At 67.9% G+C, this 19,617-nt stretch carries 23 protein-coding genes; 11 read left to right on the top strand and 12 right to left on the bottom strand.

Annotation, left to right across the window (positions count from 1 at the left end; translation table 11 throughout):
* Nucleotides 1-4: 4 nt before the first annotated feature.
* Nucleotides 5-478: an NUDIX domain-containing protein gene (locus G9373_RS00260; RefSeq protein ID WP_005566353.1), complete on the top strand. Its 474-nt coding sequence runs from the start codon at nucleotides 5-7 to the stop codon at nucleotides 476-478.
* An 84-nt stretch (nucleotides 479-562) separates the two neighbouring features.
* Here G9373_RS00260 and nrdF read toward each other — a convergent pair whose 3' ends face one another.
* The 4 genes from nrdF to G9373_RS00240 form a co-directional block, all read right to left on the bottom strand.
* Complete coding sequence (gene nrdF, locus G9373_RS00255) at nucleotides 563-1,528, bottom strand: class 1b ribonucleoside-diphosphate reductase subunit beta (protein ID WP_005240291.1); 966 nt, start codon at nucleotides 1,526-1,528, stop codon at nucleotides 563-565.
* A gap of 77 nt (nucleotides 1,529-1,605) precedes the next feature.
* Nucleotides 1,606-3,687, bottom strand: a complete 2,082-nt coding sequence (gene nrdE / locus G9373_RS00250; RefSeq protein WP_005259572.1) for a class 1b ribonucleoside-diphosphate reductase subunit alpha — start codon at nucleotides 3,685-3,687, stop codon at nucleotides 1,606-1,608.
* A gap of 59 nt (nucleotides 3,688-3,746) precedes the next feature.
* Nucleotides 3,747-4,223 carry a class Ib ribonucleoside-diphosphate reductase assembly flavoprotein NrdI gene (gene nrdI, locus G9373_RS00245; protein WP_005259574.1) on the bottom strand — a complete coding sequence of 159 codons (477 nt, stop codon included), beginning with the start codon at nucleotides 4,221-4,223 and terminating at the stop codon, nucleotides 3,747-3,749.
* A gap of 88 nt (nucleotides 4,224-4,311) precedes the next feature.
* Complete coding sequence (locus tag G9373_RS00240) at nucleotides 4,312-4,545, bottom strand: redoxin NrdH (RefSeq protein WP_005240286.1); 234 nt, start codon at nucleotides 4,543-4,545, stop codon at nucleotides 4,312-4,314.
* A 564-nt stretch (nucleotides 4,546-5,109) separates the two neighbouring features.
* On the opposite strand from G9373_RS00240, the gene G9373_RS00235 reads away from it, so the two are divergent.
* The gene (locus G9373_RS00235; RefSeq protein ID WP_005566356.1) at nucleotides 5,110-5,943 is read left to right on the top strand and encodes a siderophore-interacting protein; all 834 of its coding nucleotides are present in this window, start codon (nucleotides 5,110-5,112) and stop codon (nucleotides 5,941-5,943) included.
* A gap of 30 nt (nucleotides 5,944-5,973) precedes the next feature.
* On the opposite strand, the gene G9373_RS00230 is transcribed toward G9373_RS00235, so the two are convergent.
* The gene (locus G9373_RS00230; RefSeq protein WP_005240282.1) at nucleotides 5,974-6,537 is read right to left on the bottom strand and encodes an NAD(P)H-dependent oxidoreductase; all 564 of its coding nucleotides are present in this window, start codon (nucleotides 6,535-6,537) and stop codon (nucleotides 5,974-5,976) included.
* A 101-nt stretch (nucleotides 6,538-6,638) separates the two neighbouring features.
* Here G9373_RS00230 and G9373_RS00225 point away from each other — a divergent pair, with 101 nt between their 5' ends.
* Nucleotides 6,639-7,238, top strand: a complete 600-nt coding sequence (locus G9373_RS00225; protein WP_005240279.1) for a TetR/AcrR family transcriptional regulator — start codon at nucleotides 6,639-6,641, stop codon at nucleotides 7,236-7,238.
* 34 nt (nucleotides 7,239-7,272) lie between these two features.
* A complete protein-coding gene (locus G9373_RS00220; RefSeq protein ID WP_005566359.1) occupies nucleotides 7,273-8,043 on the top strand; it encodes an META domain-containing protein in 771 nt (256 codons plus the stop codon).
* Here the strand turns inward: G9373_RS00220 and G9373_RS00215 are convergent.
* Entirely contained in the window at nucleotides 8,040-8,591 is a 552-nt protein-coding gene (locus G9373_RS00215) for a nucleosidase (protein ID WP_043789679.1), read from the bottom strand. The genes G9373_RS00220 and G9373_RS00215 overlap by 4 nt on opposite strands.
* A 50-nt stretch (nucleotides 8,592-8,641) precedes the next feature.
* Between G9373_RS00215 and nadE the strand changes: the two genes are divergently transcribed.
* Both nadE and G9373_RS00205 read left to right on the top strand, forming a co-directional pair.
* Nucleotides 8,642-9,481 (top strand): ammonia-dependent NAD(+) synthetase, encoded by an 840-nt coding sequence (gene nadE, locus G9373_RS00210; protein WP_005566362.1) that lies wholly within the window; start codon nucleotides 8,642-8,644, stop codon nucleotides 9,479-9,481.
* Nucleotides 9,482-9,485: 4 nt separating this feature from the next.
* Entirely contained in the window at nucleotides 9,486-10,271 is a 786-nt protein-coding gene (locus G9373_RS00205; RefSeq protein WP_005566364.1) for an NAD(P)H-binding protein, read from the top strand.
* Here the strand turns inward: G9373_RS00205 and G9373_RS00200 are convergent.
* Together G9373_RS00200 and moaA are read right to left on the bottom strand one after the other, a co-directional pair.
* Nucleotides 10,268-10,525 carry a MoaD/ThiS family protein gene (locus tag G9373_RS00200; protein ID WP_005566366.1) on the bottom strand — a complete coding sequence of 86 codons (258 nt, stop codon included), beginning with the start codon at nucleotides 10,523-10,525 and terminating at the stop codon, nucleotides 10,268-10,270. The two genes, G9373_RS00205 and G9373_RS00200, sit on opposite strands and share 4 nt — an antisense overlap.
* Nucleotides 10,518-11,573 (bottom strand): GTP 3',8-cyclase MoaA, encoded by a 1,056-nt coding sequence (moaA, locus tag G9373_RS00195; protein ID WP_005259589.1) that lies wholly within the window; start codon nucleotides 11,571-11,573, stop codon nucleotides 10,518-10,520. Before moaA ends, G9373_RS00200 begins: the two co-directional genes overlap by 8 nt.
* A 122-nt stretch (nucleotides 11,574-11,695) precedes the next feature.
* On the opposite strand from moaA, the gene glp reads away from it, so the two are divergent.
* The 4 genes from glp to G9373_RS00175 all read left to right on the top strand — a co-directional run bounded on the left by glp (nucleotide 11,696) and on the right by G9373_RS00175 (nucleotide 15,928).
* Entirely contained in the window at nucleotides 11,696-12,880 is a 1,185-nt protein-coding gene (gene glp, locus G9373_RS00190) for a gephyrin-like molybdotransferase Glp (RefSeq protein WP_167113546.1), read from the top strand.
* Nucleotides 12,877-13,851, top strand: coding sequence for a bifunctional molybdenum cofactor biosynthesis protein MoaC/MoaB (gene moaCB / locus G9373_RS00185; protein ID WP_167113542.1), 975 nt, complete (start codon nucleotides 12,877-12,879; stop codon nucleotides 13,849-13,851). Before glp ends, moaCB begins: the two co-directional genes overlap by 4 nt.
* Nucleotides 13,844-14,257, top strand: coding sequence for a molybdenum cofactor biosynthesis protein MoaE (locus tag G9373_RS00180; protein ID WP_025432319.1), 414 nt, complete (start codon nucleotides 13,844-13,846; stop codon nucleotides 14,255-14,257). Before moaCB ends, G9373_RS00180 begins: the two co-directional genes overlap by 8 nt.
* A 252-nt stretch (nucleotides 14,258-14,509) precedes the next feature.
* A complete protein-coding gene (locus tag G9373_RS00175) occupies nucleotides 14,510-15,928 on the top strand; it encodes a DEAD/DEAH box helicase (protein WP_169693573.1) in 1,419 nt (472 codons plus the stop codon).
* Here G9373_RS00175 and bluB read toward each other — a convergent pair.
* Genes bluB through G9373_RS00160 form a run of 3 tightly spaced genes read right to left on the bottom strand, consistent with a single transcriptional unit; the run spans nucleotide 15,925 to nucleotide 18,512 of the window.
* Nucleotides 15,925-16,584 (bottom strand): 5,6-dimethylbenzimidazole synthase, encoded by a 660-nt coding sequence (gene bluB, locus G9373_RS00170; protein ID WP_051055332.1) that lies wholly within the window; start codon nucleotides 16,582-16,584, stop codon nucleotides 15,925-15,927. The two genes, G9373_RS00175 and bluB, sit on opposite strands and share 4 nt — an antisense overlap.
* A complete protein-coding gene (locus G9373_RS00165) occupies nucleotides 16,581-17,618 on the bottom strand; it encodes a GTP-binding protein (RefSeq protein ID WP_144286201.1) in 1,038 nt (345 codons plus the stop codon). Before G9373_RS00165 ends, bluB begins: the two co-directional genes overlap by 4 nt.
* Nucleotides 17,619-17,663: 45 nt before the next feature.
* Nucleotides 17,664-18,512 carry an alpha/beta hydrolase gene (locus tag G9373_RS00160; RefSeq protein ID WP_054247805.1) on the bottom strand — a complete coding sequence of 283 codons (849 nt, stop codon included), beginning with the start codon at nucleotides 18,510-18,512 and terminating at the stop codon, nucleotides 17,664-17,666.
* A 64-nt stretch (nucleotides 18,513-18,576) separates the two neighbouring features.
* Here G9373_RS00160 and G9373_RS00155 point away from each other — a divergent pair, with 64 nt between their 5' ends.
* A complete protein-coding gene (locus tag G9373_RS00155) occupies nucleotides 18,577-19,101 on the top strand; it encodes a MarR family transcriptional regulator (protein ID WP_005572223.1) in 525 nt (174 codons plus the stop codon).
* On the opposite strand, the gene G9373_RS00150 is transcribed toward G9373_RS00155, so the two are convergent.
* On the bottom strand, nucleotides 19,041-19,526 hold the full coding sequence (locus tag G9373_RS00150) for an acyltransferase (protein ID WP_005572221.1): 486 nt from the start codon (nucleotides 19,524-19,526) through the stop codon (nucleotides 19,041-19,043). The two genes, G9373_RS00155 and G9373_RS00150, sit on opposite strands and share 61 nt — an antisense overlap.
* Nucleotides 19,527-19,617 lie beyond the last annotated feature (91 nt).

The raw sequence follows: 19,617 nt of genomic DNA, 5'->3' as shown, positions 1-19,617 counted from the left end.
CCCGGTGCCCGTCCCCGAGTTCGTCACCGCCCTGCGCGGCCACGTCGGCACTGCGCCGCTGTGGCTGTCCGGGGTGAGTGTCGTCGTGCGTGACGCCGACGGCCGGGTGCTGCTGACCCGGCGCGTCGACAACGGCAAATGGGCCGTCGTGTCCGGCATCCTCGAACCCGGGGAGGAACCCGGACCCGCCGCCCTGCGTGAGGTGCGCGAGGAAACCGGCGTCGACGCGGAACTGGTCCGGATCACGAGCGTCGACGTCACCGACCCGATCACCTACCCGAACGGCGACGTCGCGCAGTATCTCGACGTGTGCTTCCTCGCGCGGTACCTGATCGGGGAGGCTTCCGTGTCGGACGACGAAAACCACGACGTCGCCTGGTTCTTCCCCGACGCGCTGCCGCCGGACCTCACCCCGTCGTCGCGGCTGCGGCTCGACAAGGCGCTGCAGGACGAGCCCGAGGCGTGGTTCCGCCGCTGAACGCAGTTCGCCCAATGCCACACCGGTGCAGTCGAACTTAACCGGTGTGACATTGGGCGACAGCTCTGGAAGTCGCGAGCGGGCCTAGAAGTCCCAGTCCTCGTCTTCGGTGTTGACGGCCTTGCCGATGACGTAGGAGCTGCCCGAGCCGGAGAAGAAGTCGTGGTTCTCGTCCGCGTTGGGTGAGAGCGCCGACAGGATCGCCGGGTTGACGTCCGTCTCGTCCTTCGGGAACAGACCCTCGTAGCCGAGATTCATCAGCGCCTTGTTCGCGTTGTACCGCAGGAACTTCTTGACGTCTTCGGTGAGGCCCACCTCGTCGTAGAGGTCCTGGGTGTAGTCGACCTCGTTGTCGTAGAGCTCGAAGAGCAACTCGAACGTGTAGTTCTTGAGGTCGTCGCGCTCGGCCTCGGTGAGCTGCTCGAGCCCCTTCTGGTACTTGTAGCCGATGTAGTACCCGTGCACGGCCTCGTCGCGGATGATGAGGCGGATGAGGTCGGCGGTGTTGGTGAGCTTCGCCCGCGACGACCAGTACATCGGCAGATAGAAGCCCGAGTAGAACAGGAAGCTCTCGAGCAGGGTGGATGCCACCTTGCGCTTGAGCGGCTCGTCGCCCTGGTAGTAGTCCATGACGATCTCGGCCTTGCGCTGCAGGTTCGGGTTCTCCTCGGACCAGCGGAAGGCGTCGTCGATGTCGCGGGTGGAGCACAGTGTCGAGAAGATCGAGCTGTAGCTCTTGGCGTGCACCGACTCCATGAACGCGATGTTGGTGTACACCGCCTCTTCGTGCGGGGTGATGGCGTCGGGGATGAGGCTGACGGCGCCCACGGTGCCCTGAATGGTGTCGAGGAGCGTCAGCCCCGTGAACACCCGCATCGTGAGCTGCTTCTCTTGCGGCGTGAGCGTCCCCCACGACGGGATGTCGTTGGACACCGGCACCTTTTCGGGCAGCCAGAAGTTGCCGACGAGACGGTCCCACACCTCGGCGTCCTTCTCGTCCTGGACGCGGTTCCAGTTGATCGCGGATACGCGACTCACCAGCTTGACCATTGATTCCTCACTTCGTTCGGCTGTGAGTACTTATCAACCGCCGGCGGTTAATAAGTACTCACGGGCGGCGGAGCCGTCTACAGCATGCAGGAAACGCAACCTTCGACCTCGGTACCCTCCAGAGCCATCTGACGCAGCCGGATGTAGTACAGCGTCTTGATGCCCTTGCGCCACGCGTAGATCTGCGCCTTGTTGATGTCGCGGGTGGTGGCGGTGTCCTTGAAGAACAGCGTCAGCGACAGCCCCTGGTCGACGTGCTGCGTCGCCGCGGCATAGGTGTCGACGATCTTCTCGTACCCGATCTCGTAGGCATCCTGGTAGTACTCCAGGTTGTCGTTGGTCAGGTAGGGCGCCGGGTAGTAGACGCGGCCGATCTTGCCTTCCTTGCGGATCTCGATCTTCGACGCCACCGGGTGGATGGAGCTGGTGGAGTAGTTGATGTACGAGATCGACCCCGTCGGCGGGACGGCCTGCAGGTTCTGGTTGTAGATGCCGTACTTCTGCACGGACGCCTTCAGCTCGCGCCAGTCGTCCTGCGTCGGGATGTGCACACCGGACTCGGCGAACAGCTGCCGCACCCGCTCCGTCTTCGGCTCCCACACCTGATCGGTGTACTTGTCGAAGTACTCGCCGGACGCGTACTTGGACTGCGGGAAGCCCTTGAAGTGGGTGCCCCGCTCGATGGCGATCCGGTTGGACGCCCGCACCGCGTGGAACACGACGGTGTAGAAGTAGATGTTCGTGAAGTCGATGCCCTCGTCGGAGCCGTAGAAGATCCGCTCACGGGCCAGGTACCCGTGCAGGTTCATTTGGCCGAGGCCGATGGCGTGGGAGTCGTTGTTGCCCTGCTCGATCGACGGCACCGAGTAGATGTGCGTCTGATCGGACACCGCGGTGAGGGCGCGGATCGACACCTCGATGGTGCGTGCGAAGTCGGGCGAGTCCATGGTCTTCGCGATGTTCAGCGAGCCGAGGTTGCAGGAGATGTCCTTGCCGACCTCGCTGTACGAGAGGTCGTCGTTGAACACTGACGGCGTCGAGACCTGCAGGATCTCCGAGCACAGGTTGGAGTGGGTGATCTTGCCCTCGATGGGGTTGGCCCGGTTCACCGTGTCCTCGAACATGATGTACGGGTAGCCCGACTCGAACTGCAGCTCGGCGATGGTCTGGAAGAACTCGCGCGCCTTGATCTTCGACTTGCGGATCCGCTTGTCGTCGACCATCTCGTAGTACTTCTCGGTGACGTTGACGTCCGCGAACGGGACACCGTAGATGCGCTCGACGTCGTACGGCGAGAACAGGTACATGTCCTCGTTCTTCTTCGCCAGCTCGAACGTGATGTCCGGGATGACCACACCCAGCGACAGCGTCTTGATGCGGATCTTCTCGTCGGCGTTCTCCCGCTTGGTGTCGAGGAAGCGGTAGATGTCCGGGTGGTGCGCGTGCAGGTACACCGCGCCTGCGCCCTGACGCGCGCCGAGCTGGTTGGCGTACGAGAAGGAGTCCTCGAGCAGCTTCATGATCGGGATGACACCGGAGCTCTGGTTCTCGATCTTCTTGATCGGGGCACCGTGCTCGCGAACATTGCTGAGCAGCAACGCAACTCCGCCGCCGCGCTTGGACAGCTGCAGCGCCGAGTTGATGGAGCGGCCGATGGACTCCATGTTGTCCTCGATGCGCAGCAGGAAGCAGGACACGGGCTCGCCGCGCTGCTTCTTGCCGGAGTTGAGGAACGTGGGGGTGGCGGGCTGGAACCGGCCGGCGATGATCTCGTCGACGAGCTTGGTCGCCAGTTCCTCGTCGCCGGCGGCGAGCGTGAGGGCGACCATGCAGACGCGGTCCTCGAATCGCTCCAGGTAACGCTTGCCGTCGAACGTCTTCAGCGTGTACGAGGTGTAGTACTTGAACGCGCCCAGGAACGTCGGGAAGCGGAACTTCTTCGAGTAGGCGTGCTCGATCAGCGACTTCACGAACGCGCGCGAGTACTGGTCGAGGACCTCGGGCTCGTAGTAGTTCTCCTCCACGAGGTAGTCGAGCTTCTCGTCCAGGTTGTGGAAGAAGACGGTGTTCTGGTTGACGTGCTGCAGGAAGTACTGGCGGGCGGCGGCGACGTCCTTGTCGAACTGGATCTCGCCGTTGGGGCCGTACAGGTTGAGCATTGCGTTGAGTGCGTGGTAATCGAGACCGTTCGTCGAGTCTCCACCGCGCGCGTCGCGCTCTACGCTCCCCGCGTCGATGGTGTCTGTGATGGTCGGCGCCACTTCTCGTGCTCCTCGTCGTCTAAGTGATCCCAGAATTCACCCAGACCGGCCCTGACCCGCTCGACGTCCTCGGCTGTGCCCATGAGTTCGAAGCGGTAGAGGTAGGGAACGTGGCATTTCTGAGAAATGATGTTTCCTGCAAAGCAATAGGACTCACCGAAATTGGTGTTTCCTGCCGCGATCACTGCTCGGATCAGCGACCTGTTGTGTGTGTTGTTGAGAAATCGGATGACCGGCTTCGGGACGTAACTGGTGTCGCGGCCCATGGCCGTCGTTCCCCCGCCATACGTGGGGACGATCAGCACGTAGGGTTCGCGAACCTCGAAGGTGCCCTCGCGGTCGTGAATGGGTATGCGCGTCGCAGGCAGCCCGAGCCGCTGGACGAATCGGTGCGTGTTCTCCGAGGCGCTGGAGAAGTACACCAGCGATGTCATCGGTTTCCACCATCCGGACTAGTACTACCGTTTACTGCCGCTCGGGAATCGGATCGAATTCCGCCTCGGGCGGTGCGATCGCCTCGCTTCAAGCAGCGTTTGCCGAGAGGGTCTTGATGCGGTCGGGGCGGAAGCCCGACCAGTGCTCGTCACCGGCCACGATCACGGGCGCCTGCAGGTATCCCAGTGCCATGACGTAGTCCCGGGCCTCGGGGTCTTCGGTGATGTCGACGACGGAGTATTCGATACCCGCCTTGTCGAGGGCCCGGTAGGTGGCATTGCACTGAACGCAAGCGGGCTTGGTGTAGACGGTGATGCTCATGAAGTCCCTCTTTCCACTGCCGAATGGAGCTGACGAAGTGTGTGTTCAGCGCACTGAGACTTCCCCTGATCGAGATGGCGGTGACCCCCGATGGAGATGCTCACCGAGTCGGTTCTCGTTGTGGTCTCTCAGTGCTCAAGACACTACACCTAGTGGCCGACAGAAACACTTAACCCGAGATGTTGTGAGTCACATTGATGAAATTCCCAGGTCGTCATCCCGCGGACCATAAATTTCGTGCTCGCTCCGGCGTGTCACACATCACATTTTCGGCGTGACGCGGAACACCCCTCGCATCGCGCTCGTGCACTGGAGGCTCCGGGAGCTTACGTCACCTCCGAGGACACGCCCGCATCCGCGGCGCAGGCCCCGGGAGAGCACCGTCCGGACCGGCCGCAGAGGACTCCGCCGGACCACGGCGGCGCCCTCCGAGCGGCGTACTCGTCACACCCGGAGGCGCCGCTTCCCGGCCGCCTGCGGCCGGGCACACCGGGGCGTCGCGTACGACGCGCCCCCCACGCTTGCCGACCGGTAACTGCCGGGCCGTCCCGCTACCGTGAGCGCATGTCCGACGACTCCCTGGACCACCTCGACTGGTCGGCACCCGTGGCGCGCACGCGGCGGGTGACGCCGAACATGCAGAGGATCACCCTCGCGGGCGGAGATCTCGGTCGATTCGAGTCCAGCGGAAGGCCGGACGAGCGCCTGCTCCTCGCCTTCCCGCCCGACGGCGAAGAGAAACGCAGCTACACCGTGCGTCGCTGGGACCCGGACGCACAGGAGATGGACATCGATTTCGCCGTCCATGCGGGCGGGACCGCAGCACACTGGGCCGCGGGCGCGCGCCCGGGCGAGACGCTCGGGTTCTCGACCGCCTCGGGGTGGTACGCGCCGCCCGCTGACACCGAGTGGCAGCTCCTCGTCGCCGACATGACGGCACTGCCCGCGGTGGGCCGGATCGTCGAGGAGCTACCCGGCTCGGCGCGGGTACACGTGATCGCGGAGGTCACCACCCCCGAGGACCGGCAGCAGTTCGCCACCGATGCCGCGCTGACCGTGACGTGGCTGGACGGGAGCGGAAACGGCGCCGGCGACAGCCTGCTCGCCGAGGCGGCCCGCGACTGGCCGCGACCGGATGCACCGGGATACGTGTGGTTCGCGGGCGAGGCAAGGGTGTCGCGGGCGGTGCGACGCTGGTTGCGCCACGACCTGCGCTGGCATGCGGACCGCTACGACGTCATCGGTTACTGGCGCGACAACAAGGAGGAGTGGGTCGCGCGGTACGAGACGGTGCGCGAACAGATAGAAGCCGCCAGGGACTCTGCCCTGGCGGCCGGTGAAGACTTCGACTCGGTGCGCGACGCCGTCGACGCAGCCCTGGATCGAACCGGGCTGTAGCGACGGCGGCGCCGCGCGCGAGCGGAATCGTCAGGCGTCGACGAGCTGCTTCGTGGCGTCGACGAGGCTGGCGACGACGTCGGCAACCTGCTGCGCGACCTCCGCGTTCTCGCGCGGGTGCCGGTCGCCGAACTTGTCGATCGTGCCGCCGATGGCGAGGGTGACGTCCTCGAGGACCTTGCCACCTGCGATGCGGACGGCCTTGCGGGTGTCCTCGTGCGCCCACTGGGCACCGTTGCCGCTGGGCGAGGCGCTGATGACGGCGACGGGCTTGTCCTTCACGGCACCGGTGCCGTACGGCCGGGAGATCCAGTCGATGGCGTTCTTGAGGACGGCGGGGATGGTGCCGTTGTACTCGGGCGTGAGGAGCAGGAGCGCGTCGGCCCGGCCGGCGGCGTCGCGCAGCGCCTCGACGGCGGGGATGGAACCGGCGACGTCGATGTCCTCGTTGTAGAAGGGGACGTCTCCGAGGCCGTCGAACACGGTCACCTCGGCACCCTCGGGCGCCACGGCGATCGCGGTCTCGGCGAGCTGACGGTTGACCGAGGCGGCGCGCAGGCTGCCGACGAGAACGAGAACGTTGGTCTGTGACATGTCAATAATCCTTCGATGGTGCGTAGGGCGACTCGTGAACATGTATAGCAACTAAACGGACCGCGGTCCACTTATGTTCCCGTCACGGTAGGATGCGAGGCGTGACCAGTCCCCTCCTGCCCCAGATCGGGGTCGATCCCCCCGAACGCGGAGACGCCGCACGCAATCGGCGTCTTCTGCTCGACGCGGCCGCGCTGCTGGTCGCGGAGCGCGGCGTCGACGCCGTCACGATGGACGCGGTCGCCTGCAAGGCCGGTGTGGGCAAGGGCACAGTGTTCCGCCGGTTCGGCAGCCGGTCGGGCCTCATGCACGCACTCCTCGACCACACCGAACGGGAACTCCAGCAGTCCTTCATGTTCGGTCCACCGCCGCTCGGTCCGGGCGCCGACCCGATCGACCGGCTGATCGCCTTCGGGCACGCCCGCATCGCGATCGTCGAGGTACAGGGTGAGGTCCAGCGCGCGGCCGAGAATTCCCTCGAGTTCCGTTTCGCCGCACCCGCCCGGGCGGTGTCCGTGCGCCACGTCGTGTCCCTGCTCCGCGCGGCCGGGGTGCACGGCGACCACGAACTGCTCGCCTGTTCCCTGCTCGCACCGCTCGAGGCCACGCTGGTACTGCACGAACTGCGCGACCTCGGGATGTCCGTGGAACGTCTCGGCGACGCGTGGGAGGACCTGATCCGGCGCGTCACCCGATGTTGATCCCGAATCCGGACAATTTGTCTAACCTCGGGGAATGCGCACCACCGCCACCGTTCTCGGCCTCCTGACGTTCGCCTCGCTCACCGCCTGCGACGGGGACGCGCAGACCACGCCGCCGGATCCCGCGGGCCGCACCTACATCTCCACCTCCGTCGAGGGCGATCCCATTCCCGGCGGTGGGCCGCTCGTGCTCGGCTTCACCGACCCCGGACGCCTCTCCGTCGAGGCCGGATGCAATCAGGGCAGCGCCGACGTCGACCTGTCCGGCGGGAAGATCGTGGCAGGTCCGCTCGCGATGACGCTGATGGCGTGTCCGGGAGAGGCCGCCGGCGCGGACGCCTGGGTGGCGGCGCTGCTCGACGCGCAGCCGAACTGGACCCTCGGCGGCGACACGCTCACCCTCACCACGCCCACCGGTTCGGTGACGCTGACGGACGAGAAGGTCGTCCGGCCGGATCGGCCCGTCGTCGGGACCACCTGGACGGTCACCGCGCTGATCAGCCCGGACGCGGTCACGACGACGGCGGCACTGGAGAGAACGGCACCCCAGTTGTTGATCGCCGGCGACGGTTCGGCGTCCGGCTTCACCGGCTGCAACCGCATGACCGGGACCGCGGACGTGCAGCAGAGTTCGATCTTGTTCAGCCCCTGGGCCACCACCCGGATGGCGTGCCCCCCGGACGTCTCGGAGGTCGAGCGTGCCGTACTCGCGGCGTTGACCGGGGAGACCGGTTACAGCGTCCATTCGGACTCGCTGCGGCTGGTCAACAGCGACGGAATCGGGCTGACACTGCGGGCGAGCTAGAGAGCCGCGAGCCAGCGCCCGAGTTCCCGGGCGCTCGCATCGATCCGGGCGGGCCAGTCCAGTGCCGAGTCGTCGGCCGTGTCGCTGACGTGCTTGACCAGCCGGCACCGGGCGCCGCCGCGAGCGCTGGCATAGGCGACCGCGAAACCCTCCATGTCGACGAGGTCGGCTCGGCGGGCGAGCACGTCGCGCACACCGGCGTCGGACACGAACAGGTCGCCGGTCGCGAGCACGGAGCCGTCACCGTCCGGCAGGGCGAGGAGATCGGCCACCTCGTGCCCGAGCGCCCGGATGGCGTCGCCACTGATGTCGTGGTTGAGCACGGTCGACGGCGTGAACAGGCCGCTGTGGTGCTCGTGCAACGCACCGGCGGTGCCGATGTTGACGACGAGCGGTTTGTCCGTTCGCGGGTAGTCGGCGAGTGCGGACGCCACGGCCACGGCGGCGCTCACCTTGCCGATCCCGGTGATCAGGACCTCGAACTCGGACGGGACGTGCACCGCCTCCGCCTTGGTCGCGCTGACCACCAGAACGCCCGATCTCCTCATGCGCGGAACCGTACCCTGCACTCGTCAGGGGCACTCGCTAGAGTTCTGTCATGGCGAATCTACGTGCGCAGATCCTCGAGGAACTCGGTGCCCAGCCCACCATCGATGCGGCTGACGAGATCCGCAAACGTGTTCAGTTCCTGAAGGACTACCTGCTGTCGACCCCGGCCAGGGGATTCGTCCTCGGCATCAGCGGCGGTCAGGACAGCACCCTCACCGGACGCCTCGCCCAGCTCGCGGCGAGCGAATTGCGCGACGAGGGCCACGACGCCGAGTTCGTCGCCGTGCGGCTGCCCTACGGCACCCAGGCCGACGAGTCCGACGCGCAGATCGCCCTCGACTTCATCAAGCCCGACCGGTCGGTGGTCGTCAACGTGAAGCCCGGCGCGGACGCCACCGCGAAGGAGTCGTCCGAGGCGCTGCGCGACATCATCGGCGACGGCGGCGAACTCCGCGACTTCGTCCGCGGAAACATCAAGGCCCGCGAACGCATGGTGATCCAGTACTCGATCGCCGGCCAGCTCGGATACCTCGTGGTCGGCACCGACCATGCCGCCGAGGCGATCACCGGCTTCTTCACCAAGTTCGGCGACGGCGGCGTGGACGTCACCCCGTTGACCGGGTTGTCCAAGCGTCAGGGCGCCGAACTCCTGCGCGAACTCGGCGCACCGGAGAGCACGTGGAAGAAGGTCCCCACCGCCGACCTCGAGGACGATCGCCCCGCCCTCCCCGACGAGGAAGCGCTCGGCGTCACGTACGCACAGATCGACGACTACCTCGAGGGCAAGGACGTGCCGGACGCCGTCGCCCAGAAGCTCGAGACCATGTTCCTGAATACCCGCCACAAGCGCACGGTCCCGGTGACCCCGCTCGACACGTGGTGGCGGTGACCCGATGGTCCAGGCGCTGGTCGCGGGCGGTACCGGCACTGCAGGCCGGCAGGTGGTCAAGGAGTTCCTCGCGCGTGGTCACTCCGTCCGGGTCCTGACCCGGCACGGCGGCGCGCCGGGCAGCGAGATCGCCCATTTCCACGGTGATCTCGTCACCGGTGACGGCCTCGCGGAGGCCCTCGACGGTGTCGACGTCGTGGTGGACACCACCGACGGCAAGACCCGCGGAACCCGGGCCGTGCTCGAGAAGGGGGCCGAGAACCTCCTCGCCACCGCGGACGGCGCGGGAGTCGGACGCGCCGTCCTGCTCTCCATCGTCAACGTCGACCGAAGCGAATTCCCTTACTACCGGGCGAAGCGGAAGCAGGAACGGGTCTACGAGAGTGCCGCGATGGAGACGTCGATCGTCCGGGCGACCCAGTTCCACGACTTCATTCCCATGATCGCGAAGCCGGCGAGCCGGACCGGGTTGATCCCCGCCTTCTCCAAGACGAGCTTCCAGACCATCGACACCAGAGACGTCGCGACCGCGCTGGTCGACGCCGCCCTGGCCGCCGAACCGGCGCCGGAGGAGCCGATCACGATCGGTGGCCCGGAGGTTCGCACCGCCCGCGATCTGACGGCGGCGTGGAAGAAGGCCACCGGGACGCACGGGTTCGTCGTGAACGTGCCTCTTCCCGGCGCGATGGGTCAGTTCTTTCGGGACGAGTCGAACCTGGTGCCCGACAATCGGTTCGGAACGATCACGTTCGACCGGTGGCTGGCCGACTCCGTGAACGCGGCCCGCTAGCCGCCGGCGAACGGCGGCAGCACGTCCACCTGCGTGCCGGCGGTGCGGGTCAGATCGCGCGTCAGCTCGGAGTCCACCAGGAAGGCGGAGACTGACAGCACCTGCTGCATGTCGGGACCGTACTTGGCGAGGAGAAGTGCCTTCACCTGGCCGAGATCCGCGCCGGCCGGAAGGTCGAGCGTTTCCTTGGTGCAGCCTGCCGCGTCGGCGGCGGCCGCGAAGTACCGCACCGAAATGCCCGTCACGTCATCCACCGATTGCTCCCATGCTGCGTTGCGGCGGCGCGAAGCCGTCCGCGTTGATTCCGTGGCCCGCCCACTTGTTCCACATCGCGCCGCGCCACAACTGCGCCAGCTCCTCGTCGCCCGCACCCGACCGCAGGGCCGCCCGCAGGTCGATCTCCTGGTCACTGAACAGGCACGACCGTACCGTTCCCTCGGCCGTGAGGCGGGTGCGGTCGCAGTCGGAGCAGAACGAGCGGGTGACGGACGCGATGATCCCGACCGTGGCCGGTCCGCCGTCGACGAGCCACTCCTCGGCGGGCGCCGACGGATCTTCCCTCCCGTGTTCGGTGAGGGTGAACCGCTCGCCGAGGACGGCCAGCAACCGGTCGGCGGCGACCATGTTCTCGCGTGCCCACTCGTGGTCGGCGTCGAGCGGCATCTCCTCGATGAACCGCAGTGCAACGCCCTCGCTCAGGCACCACTCCAGGAGATCGGCCGCTCCACTGAGCGTTTCGGGCATCAGCACCGCGTTGATCTTCAGCGGCGCCAGCCCGGCTCGGGCGGCGGCGCGGATACCGGCGATCACCGACGGCAGCCGGTCGCGCCGCGTCAGTCTCGCGAAGTGCTCACGATCGACCGAGTCGAGGGAGACGTTGACCCGCGTCAGTCCGGCCCGGGCGAGCCCGGCCGCGCGGTGTTCGAGACCTACCGCGTTGGTGGTCATCGCGAGCGGGATCCCCGGCGCGCGCTCGGCGCACCCGGCGATCATCTGCTCGAGATCCACGCGCATCAGCGGCTCGCCCCCGGTGAACCGCACCTCGCGCACTCCGAGCCGGTGGACGGCGATGTCGACGAGCCGGACGATCTCGTCCGCGGTGAGGAGGTTCTCCGCCGGGATGGCGGGCAGGCCTTCCTCGGGCATGCAGTACGTGCAGCGCAGCGAGCACTTCTCGGTGATGGACACCCGCAGGTCACGCGCGACCCGGCCGAACCGGTCGACCAGCTGGTCGACGTCGGGCCTGCCCGCGAGCGAGACCGACGACCGGACGGTCGGGATTCCCATCGCCACTGCCGTCATCGAGTTGCCTTTCGCTGCATCTGTCCAGTATGCCGCGAGGGGGTGACCGTTGTCCGGCGCGGTGCCCTCGTCGCCCTGTCGGAGGGATGCCTAGGATTGGTGACCATGGCCGGAGGAACATCGTGACCGCACGCTCTGTGGAGCAGCACACCCAGCACGTCGCCGAACTCCTCGCGACGCTCCATGAGCGCCCGGCCGAGGAGATTCCGCTCGGCGAGGCACTCGGGCGCGCCCTCGCCGCCGACGTCCACTCCCCCGTCGACCTGCCGTTGTTCCGGAATTCGCAGATGGACGGGTACGCGGTCGACGCCGCATCCGTCACGTCGGTGCCGGCTGTGCTGCCGGTGCTGGGCGTGATCGCCGCGGGACCGGCCGGCGCCACCACCCACACTCCCGGGACCGCCTACCGGATCATGACCGGGGCCCCGATCCCCGACGGCGCCGACGCCGTCGTCCCGGTGGAGGACACGGAGGCCACGGACGGACAGGTCCGCATCGAACGCTCGCGCGCCGCGGGCGAATTCGTGCGCGAGCGCGGCAGCGACGTCCGGGAGGGCACGCTCCTGCTGCCCGCAGGCAGTGTTCTCGCCGCCCGGCACATCGCCGTCCTCGCCGCCGTCGGCCTGCAGCGCGTCCCGGTGCGTCCGCGCCCCCGCGTCGCCGTGATCACCACGGGGGCCGAACTGGTGGACGCCGGGACCACACTGCACCCCGGCGAGATCTACGACTCCAACGGCATCGCCCTCGCGTCGAGCGCCAGGGCCAACGGCGCCGAGGTCGTCTCGATCACCCGCAGCGGCGACGACCCCGCCGAGTTCCGGACCCTGCTCGCGGAGGCGACCACCAGCGCCGATCTCGTCCTCACCTCCGGCGGGGTGTCGATGGGCGACTTCGAGGTGGTCAAGGAGACGCTCTCACCGCTCGGCGCACAGTTCGGTCACGTCGCGATGCAACCGGGCGGCCCGCAGGGCACCGCCGTCGTGGACGGCACGCCCGTCCTCAACTTTCCCGGGAACCCGGTGAGCACGCTCGTCTCGTTCGAGGTGTTCGCGCGTCCCGAGATCCGGCGCGCGGCCGGGCTCCCCGCGACGGAACCCGAGGAACTGCCGCTCACCGCGGCCGTCACCTCCATTCCCGGCAAGCGGCAGTTCCTCCGCGCACGCCGCACCGATGCCGGAGTCGAACTCGTGTCCGGCCCCGGTTCCCATCTCGTCGCCGCGATGGCATGGGCGGACGTCCTCGTCGACGTTCCCGCCGACGTCACCGCGCTCGACGCCGGCCAACTCGTGAAGGTGATACCCCTATGAGCGACCTGACGCACCTCGACAGTGAGGGCCGCGCCCGCATGGTCGATGTGAGCGCGAAAGCGGACACGACCCGAATCGCGGTGGCCGCGGGGCAATTGGTCACCACACCCGCGGTGATCGAACTGGTCCGGGCCGACGATCTACCCAAGGCGGACGTTCTCGCGACGGCCAGGATCGCCGGGATCTCGGGGGCGAAGAAGACGTCCGAGCTGATTCCGTTGTGCCATCAGCTCGCGCTGTCCTCGGTGAAGCTGGAGTTCGGTTTCACCGACGATGCCATCACGATCGAGGCCACCGCGAAGACGAAGGGCCCGACGGGTGTCGAGATGGAGGCCCTCACCGCCGTGGCGGTGGCCGGATTGACGTTGCACGACATGGTGAAAGCCGTCGACCCTGCCGCGACCCTGGACGGTGTCCGGTTGCTCACCAAGGACGGCGGCAAACGCGGACACTGGACGCGTGAGCAGCACAGCACCGGAATCCCCACGGTGACATCGCGATCCGCGGCCGTTCTGGTCGCCTCGACCGGCGGCGCGAAGGGCACTCGGGAAGACACGACCGGCCCGGTGATCGCCGCGTGGCTCGAGGACCGTGGCTTCACCACCCGGGGTCCGCTGGTCTACGCGGACGCCGACATCGCGGCCGGCCTCGCCGACGCACTGTCCGGCAATCCGGCGCTGATCATCAGCACCGGCGGCACCGGCGTCTCCCCCACGGATGCAACCCCGGAGGCGACCCGCGCGGTGCTCGACCGCGAACTGCCCGGTGTGGCCGACGCCATCCGGTATCGCGGGACGGAGGTCACCCCGCACGCCTCGCTCAGCCGCGGACTCGCGGGTGTGGCGAACGGCACAGTCGTGGTGAATCTGCCCGGTTCGCCGGGCGGCGTCAAGGACGGATTGTCCGTCCTCGACCCCATCGTCGACCATCTCCTCGCTCAGGTCGCCGGCGGAGGTGCGCACGATGCCTGACATCCTCGCCCAGATCTCGGACCAACCCCTCGATCCCGCCGTCGTCGACGCCGCCGTGGCCGGGCCCGAGCACGGCGCCGTCGTGGTGTTCACCGGAGTCGTGCGCAATCACGATGGCGGACAATCCGTTTCGGACCTCGAATACCAGTCGCACCCGGACGCCGAACGCTTCCTCCGTACCGTGTGCGAGGAGGTCGCGGCGTCCACCGGACTGCCCGTGGCGGCCATCCACCGGGTCGGATCCCTCACCGTCGGCGACCTCGCGGTGGTCGCCGCGGTCGCCGCACCACACCGCGCCGAGGCGTTCGCCGCGTGCGCCGAACTCGTGGAGCGCATCAAGCACGAGGTACCCATCTGGAAGCGGCAGAAATTCGCCGACGGGGCCTCGGAATGGGTCGGTTTGTGACTCCTCGGTCGGACCGTTCGGCTGCCACCGGGTAGAGTGGCGATCACTAGGTGACCACGACGGTCATCCAGCGTCGTAGAACGCATTCAGTTCGGTCACCCGAATCCTGTTGGATGTGCACCACCGCATCCGCTCTTCTTACGGCGAAGAAGCTTGCCGACCGGCAACGCCGCCAACCTGTGCTCGAGCTCCGACGGAGACCTTCCGTATCGGCCCTCCGGGCACAACCCTGTGCCCGAAAGGCCTGACCACTTGTCTGATACACATACTCCCGACACGACGTTCGCCGCGCTCGGTGTCCGTGAACCACTGGTGAAAGCACTCGCCGACAAGGGGATCACCTCCCCGTTCCCCATCCAGGTCGACACCCTCCCCGACACGCTGTCGGGCCGCGATGTGCTCGGCCGGGGCAAGACGGGCAGCGGTAAGACGCTGGCCTTCTCCATCCCGATGGTGTCCCGCCTCGCGGGTGAACTGTCGGGCGGAAAGCGTCGCCCGGGCCGCCCGGTGGGCCTGATCCTGGCCCCCACCCGCGAGCTCGCCACGCAGATCACCGCAACCCTCGAGCCCCTCGCAGCCGCCTACGACCTGCGGGTCACCACGATCTTCGGTGGTGTCTCCCAGAACCGTCAGGTGAGCGCTCTCAAGGCCGGCGTCGACATCGTCGTCGCGTGCCCCGGACGGCTCGAAGACCTGATGAAGCAGAAGTTCGTGAGCCTCGACGCCGTCGAGATCACCGTGCTCGACGAGGCCGATCACATGGCCGACCTCGGCTTCCTGCCCGTCGTCACCCGCATCCTCACCGCGACTCCCCAGCAGGGGCAGCGGCTGCTGTTCTCCGCCACCCTGGACAACGGCGTCGACAAGCTGGTGAAGCGGTTCCTGAAGAACGAGGTCCTGCACTCGGTCGACGAGGCGAACTCGCCTGTCGCGGCCATGACGCACCACGTGTTCGACGTGGACGGCGTCGAAGCCAAGCGCAAGCTGGTCGAGCGGCTGGCGTCCGGAACCGGACGCCGGATCCTGTTCATGCGCACCAAGCACCAGGCCCGCAAGCTGGCCCGTCAGCTCACCGAGGCGGGAATCCCCTCGGTCGACCTGCACGGCAACCTGTCGCAGGCGGCCCGTGACCGCAACCTCGCGTCGTTCTCCGCCGGTGAGGCACGCGTGCTGGTGGCCACCGACGTCGCCGCGCGCGGCGTCCACGTCGACGACGTGCAGTTGGTCGTCCACGTCGATCCGCCCGCCGAGCACAAGGCATACCTGCACCGTTCCGGTCGCACCGCACGCGCGGGCAGCGCCGGCGACGTCGTGACGGTTGTGCTGCCCGAGCAGCGCAAGGACCTCGCCGTGCTCATGCGCAAGGCCGCGATCAAGGTGACCCCCGTCCGCAGCACCGCGGAGTCCGCACACGTGCTCGACCTGGTCGGCGACATCGCACCGCACGTCGCTCCCGCCCCCAAGGCGGCACCGGCGTCGAACGGCGGCGGACGCAATCAGCGACCGGGCGGCGCCCAGGGTGGACGCGGCCAGGGCGGTCGCGCACACGGTCAGGGCGGCGGCGCACGTCGCTCCCGCTCGGGTGCGGCCGGACGCCCGCGCGCCGCTGCGTCCACGGGCGGCGGCACCCGCACGGCGTCCGCCGGTGGCTCACGCCGCCGTCAGGGCTAGAACTTCTCGAGGTGGACGGCGTCGGCCAGTGGCCGGCGCCCCCGCCACCCGAAGCGCTCGAGGTCCGGCACCTGCTGGAACTCGGCAACCTTCCCCACGCACAGCCAGGCGATGGGGCGCACCGGGTCGGGGATTCCCAGCAATTCGGTGAGATAGGGCTCGTCGTAGAACGACACCCAGCCGACGCCGACGTTCTCGGCGGCCGCGGCGAGCCACAGATTCTGGATCGCGAGCACGGCGGAGAACAGACCGGTGTCGTCGACCGTGTGCCTGCCGAGGATGTGTTCGCCGCCGCGGCTCCGGTCGTAGGTGACGACGATGCCCATACCGCTCTCGCAGATCCCTTCGATCTTGATGGGATCGAACGTCTTCTTTCGGTCTTCGGGCAGCGAGTCCGCGAAACGCCGCCGCGCGCCCGCCACGTGGTCGGCGAACGTGGTCAGCGTCTCGGTGTCGCGCACGACGACGAAATCCCAGGGCTGAGTGTTGCCGACGCTGGGGGCGCAGTGCGCCGCGCCCAGGATGCGGTCGAGCACGTCGGCCGCGATCGGCTCCCCGGTGAATTCGGCCCGCACGTCACGGCGACGACGGATCGCGTCGTACACGGACAGCGCGGGCTCGGGATTCGTTTCAGGACTACACACAGACTCGGTCACGCGGTCACGGTATAGCGGTGCACGCCCAGCATCGCGCCGGGGTCCGCCTCTTCTCCCTCCGCCACGACACAGTCCGCGAGCCGGGTCCGCACCTGCTCGGCCTCGATGTCGGCGCCGATGAGCACCAGCTGGGTCGCCCGCTCCTCGCCGGATTCCCAGCGCGTCGACGTGAATCTGATGTGCGGACCGACCGTCTGCACCTCGAACTTCCGCGACTGCCCGGGCACCGCAAAGTGCACGAATCCCTTGATCCGGTAGATCCCGACCGGTCGCTTCTCGAGGAACTCGACGAGCCGCCGCGGATCGATCGGGTCGTCCGAGGCGAAATCGAGTGCCTCGTAGGACGAGTGGAGGTGATCGTGGTCCTCGCAGTGGTCGTGCTGGTCCAGCAGGAGCTGGTCGAGGGTGAGTTGCTCCCCCGCCGCCGGTTCACGCCCGGGTTCCCGGTCGAACAACAGGGTGGGCTCGATCCGGCCGTGGTCGGTGGTCAGGACGGGCGCGCGGTCGTTGTAGTCGCGGACCATCGCCTGCACGGCGGCGCGCCGGCCGTCGTCGATGCGGTCCGTCTTGTTCAGGATCACGAGGTCGGCGAGTGTGACGTGCTTGCCGAGGTCCGGGTGCTGCGCCGACATGTCCTCGAACTGCTCACCGTCCACCATCACGACCAGACCGCCGTACACGACGTGCGGGTTGGTGCTGCCGAGAACGAGCCGAATCATGTTGCGCGGCTCGGCAAGTCCGCTCGCCTCGACGATGATCACGTCGATCTGCGACGTGGGATGCGCCAGGCGGTCCAGCATCTCGTCCATGTCGCTGACGTCCACGGCGCAGCACATGCAGCCGTTGCTCAGCGACACCATGGAATCGACCTGGCCGGCCACCATCATCGAATCGATGTTCACGGCGCCGAAGTCGTTGACGATGACGCCGACCCGGACCCCGCGGTTGTTGCGCAGCACGTGGTTGAGCAGGGTGGTCTTTCCCGAACCGAGGAATCCGGCGACGATGACGACGGGAATCCGCTTCTTCGCCAACGCTGCGACCTCCGTGGGACCTCGACGATCTACCGGGCGCCCATCCTAGCGCCCCACCCCCGCGGAGAGGATCGCCGCGTCGACGACGGCAGCGGGCGCCATCGGCAGCGCATGATGCGTGGCTCCGGGAATCGTCGTGACCGTGGCTGACGGGAGCAACCGGCGAACGTTCGCCGCCACCCTCCCCGGATCGTGCGCCCGGCTCGCCCCGGCCAGCACCACCGACGTGTGGGCGGTCAGCCGCGCCAGCGCGTCCCGCTTCGGGCGTGGGGGCACCACGAGCGTGGTGCGGCCGAAGGCGGCCGTCCCGAGCGCGGTGACGCCGAGCCACCGGGGGTCGACTCCGGCGCCTGCGGTCTCCCAGCCGATCAGGCTCCGCTGCCGCTTCTCCGTCGGCCTGATCAGCACCGGCACCGCACGGAGCAGGTATCTCGGGCTCGTGCCCGCAAAGCAGGACGTCGGGTCGAGCAGCACCAGGCTGTCGACGCGACGGGAACCGTGCAGCGCGTAGGCGAGGGCGATCATGGCGCCGTACGAATGGCCGACCACTGCGGACGCGTTCACCTCGAGATGGTCGAGCACGGCGTCCAGCCACTCGAACAGGTTCAAGGCCGTGCGCAGCGGTGCACCGTCGTTCACGCTGCGCCCCACGTCGCCCATGACGTCCACCGCGAGCACCCGGTGACTGCGGGCGAGCGCCGCGACGTTCGCGATCCACACGGTCGACGTCGCCCCGCCTCCGGGAAGCAGGAGAAGCGGCGCCCCCGACGCGGGTCCGCACACGTTGACCCGGGTGGACCCGAACGGTGTGGGGACGTCGACGGGGGTGACGTTCACCGGCCAGTCGTCCAGCAGCGCGTCGTAGGCGGCAACGAAGTCGTCGACTGCCGACATCAGCCCTCCTCGAATTACCTCGATGATCGAGATACTAGACAATCGAATGAAAAGTCGCAGTAGATTGCAGGGCGTGAACCCGGACGACGGCGCACAGACCGTGCACCGGCTGCGCGCACTCGCAGTCGAGCTGAACCTGCTCGGTGCCGAATTCGCGCAACTGCACGGACTGCACACCACCGATCTGCGCGCCCTGATCTGCATCCTCGACGCCAACCGGGCGGGCCTCGCCGCCACACCCGGATGGCTCGGAGGTCAGCTCGGCATCAACTCCGCCTCGGTCACCGCCCTCCTCGACCGCATGGAAAAATCCGGCCTGATCCGGCGCGACCGGGACGCCGACGACCGTCGGAGGTCGCTGCTCGCCGTCACACCCCGCGCCGTCGATCTCGGCCAGACGTTCTTCGGACCACTCATCGACCGGACAGCCTCCGTCCTCCGCGACTTCGACGCTGTCGAAAGAGCCACCATTTCACGGTTTCTCGACGGTGCGAACCGAGCGGTCGCCGTCGAACGCCAGGCCGGCGCTCAGCGGACGGACGGCGACGGGTCGAGGTCGCGGACACGACGCGCGGGCGACCCCGCGTAGAGCCCGTTCGGCTCGCAGTCGCGGGTGACCACCGTGCCCGCCCCGATGACACATCCGTCCCCCACCGTCACTCCGGGGAGGATGATCGCGCCTGCGCCGATCCAGCATCCGTCGCCGACCACGATCGGGCGGTCGACCACCCGCCCGCCCCGGCCGGAGCTCGGACCGATCTCGTGCGTGCTCGTGATGAATTGGGCCCGGTGCCCAACAGCGACCTGCCTGCCGAGCGTGATGGGCGCGGTGCCGTCGAACAGCACTCCGCGGTTGACGAACGTCCCCAGCCCCATCGTGACGTCCTTGCCGCCGAAGTGGCAGCCGGAACAGATGCCGGCCCCCCACACTTTCGCGCCTGCCGCCATCAGCAGGAGAACCCGCAGCCACACGGGGACGAACGCGGAGGCCTGGACGATGGTGACGAACCGCATCCCGTCACCCTATCCCCAAGCATCAGGTCCACTACCGGACGTTGCTCGTCGTTAACTGCGACACCGCCCGAAGATCCGAGGCGCGGCGTAC

This window comes from Rhodococcus sp. A14, from assembly GCF_011603105.1.
In the GTDB taxonomy this organism is placed as follows: Bacteria; Actinomycetota; Actinomycetes; order Mycobacteriales; family Mycobacteriaceae; genus Rhodococcus_F; species Rhodococcus_F opacus.
Note: the sequence above shows the minus strand (reverse complement) of the source record. Positions and strands in the feature narration are given on the sequence as shown.

What these genes read in the sequence shown, in the direction of transcription:
- nrdF (WP_005240291.1), bottom strand. Translation starts at nt 1,528, where the DNA reads ATGGTCAAGCTGGTGAGTCGCGTATCCGCGATCAACTGGAACCGCGTC.
- nrdE (WP_005259572.1), bottom strand. Translation starts at nt 3,687, where the DNA reads ATGCTCAACCTGTACGGCCCCAACGGCGAGATCCAGTTCGACAAGGAC.
- nrdI (WP_005259574.1), bottom strand. Translation starts at nt 4,223, where the DNA reads ATGACATCGCTGGTGTACTTCTCCAGCGCCTCGGAGAACACGCACCGA.
- G9373_RS00240 (WP_005240286.1), bottom strand. Translation starts at nt 4,545, where the DNA reads ATGAGCATCACCGTCTACACCAAGCCCGCTTGCGTTCAGTGCAATGCC.
- G9373_RS00235 (WP_005566356.1), top strand. Translation starts at nt 5,110, where the DNA reads ATGTCCGACGACTCCCTGGACCACCTCGACTGGTCGGCACCCGTGGCG.
- G9373_RS00230 (WP_005240282.1), bottom strand. Translation starts at nt 6,537, where the DNA reads ATGTCACAGACCAACGTTCTCGTTCTCGTCGGCAGCCTGCGCGCCGCC.
- G9373_RS00220 (WP_005566359.1), top strand. Translation starts at nt 7,273, where the DNA reads ATGCGCACCACCGCCACCGTTCTCGGCCTCCTGACGTTCGCCTCGCTC.
- G9373_RS00215 (WP_043789679.1), bottom strand. Translation starts at nt 8,591, where the DNA reads ATGAGGAGATCGGGCGTTCTGGTGGTCAGCGCGACCAAGGCGGAGGCG.
- nadE (WP_005566362.1), top strand. Translation starts at nt 8,642, where the DNA reads ATGGCGAATCTACGTGCGCAGATCCTCGAGGAACTCGGTGCCCAGCCC.
- G9373_RS00205 (WP_005566364.1), top strand. Translation starts at nt 9,486, where the DNA reads ATGGTCCAGGCGCTGGTCGCGGGCGGTACCGGCACTGCAGGCCGGCAG.
- moaA (WP_005259589.1), bottom strand. Translation starts at nt 11,573, where the DNA reads ATGACGGCAGTGGCGATGGGAATCCCGACCGTCCGGTCGTCGGTCTCG.
- moaCB (WP_167113542.1), top strand. Translation starts at nt 12,877, where the DNA reads ATGAGCGACCTGACGCACCTCGACAGTGAGGGCCGCGCCCGCATGGTC.
- G9373_RS00180 (WP_025432319.1), top strand. Translation starts at nt 13,844, where the DNA reads ATGCCTGACATCCTCGCCCAGATCTCGGACCAACCCCTCGATCCCGCC.
- G9373_RS00160 (WP_054247805.1), bottom strand. Translation starts at nt 18,512, where the DNA reads ATGTCGGCAGTCGACGACTTCGTTGCCGCCTACGACGCGCTGCTGGAC.
- G9373_RS00150 (WP_005572221.1), bottom strand. Translation starts at nt 19,526, where the DNA reads ATGCGGTTCGTCACCATCGTCCAGGCCTCCGCGTTCGTCCCCGTGTGG.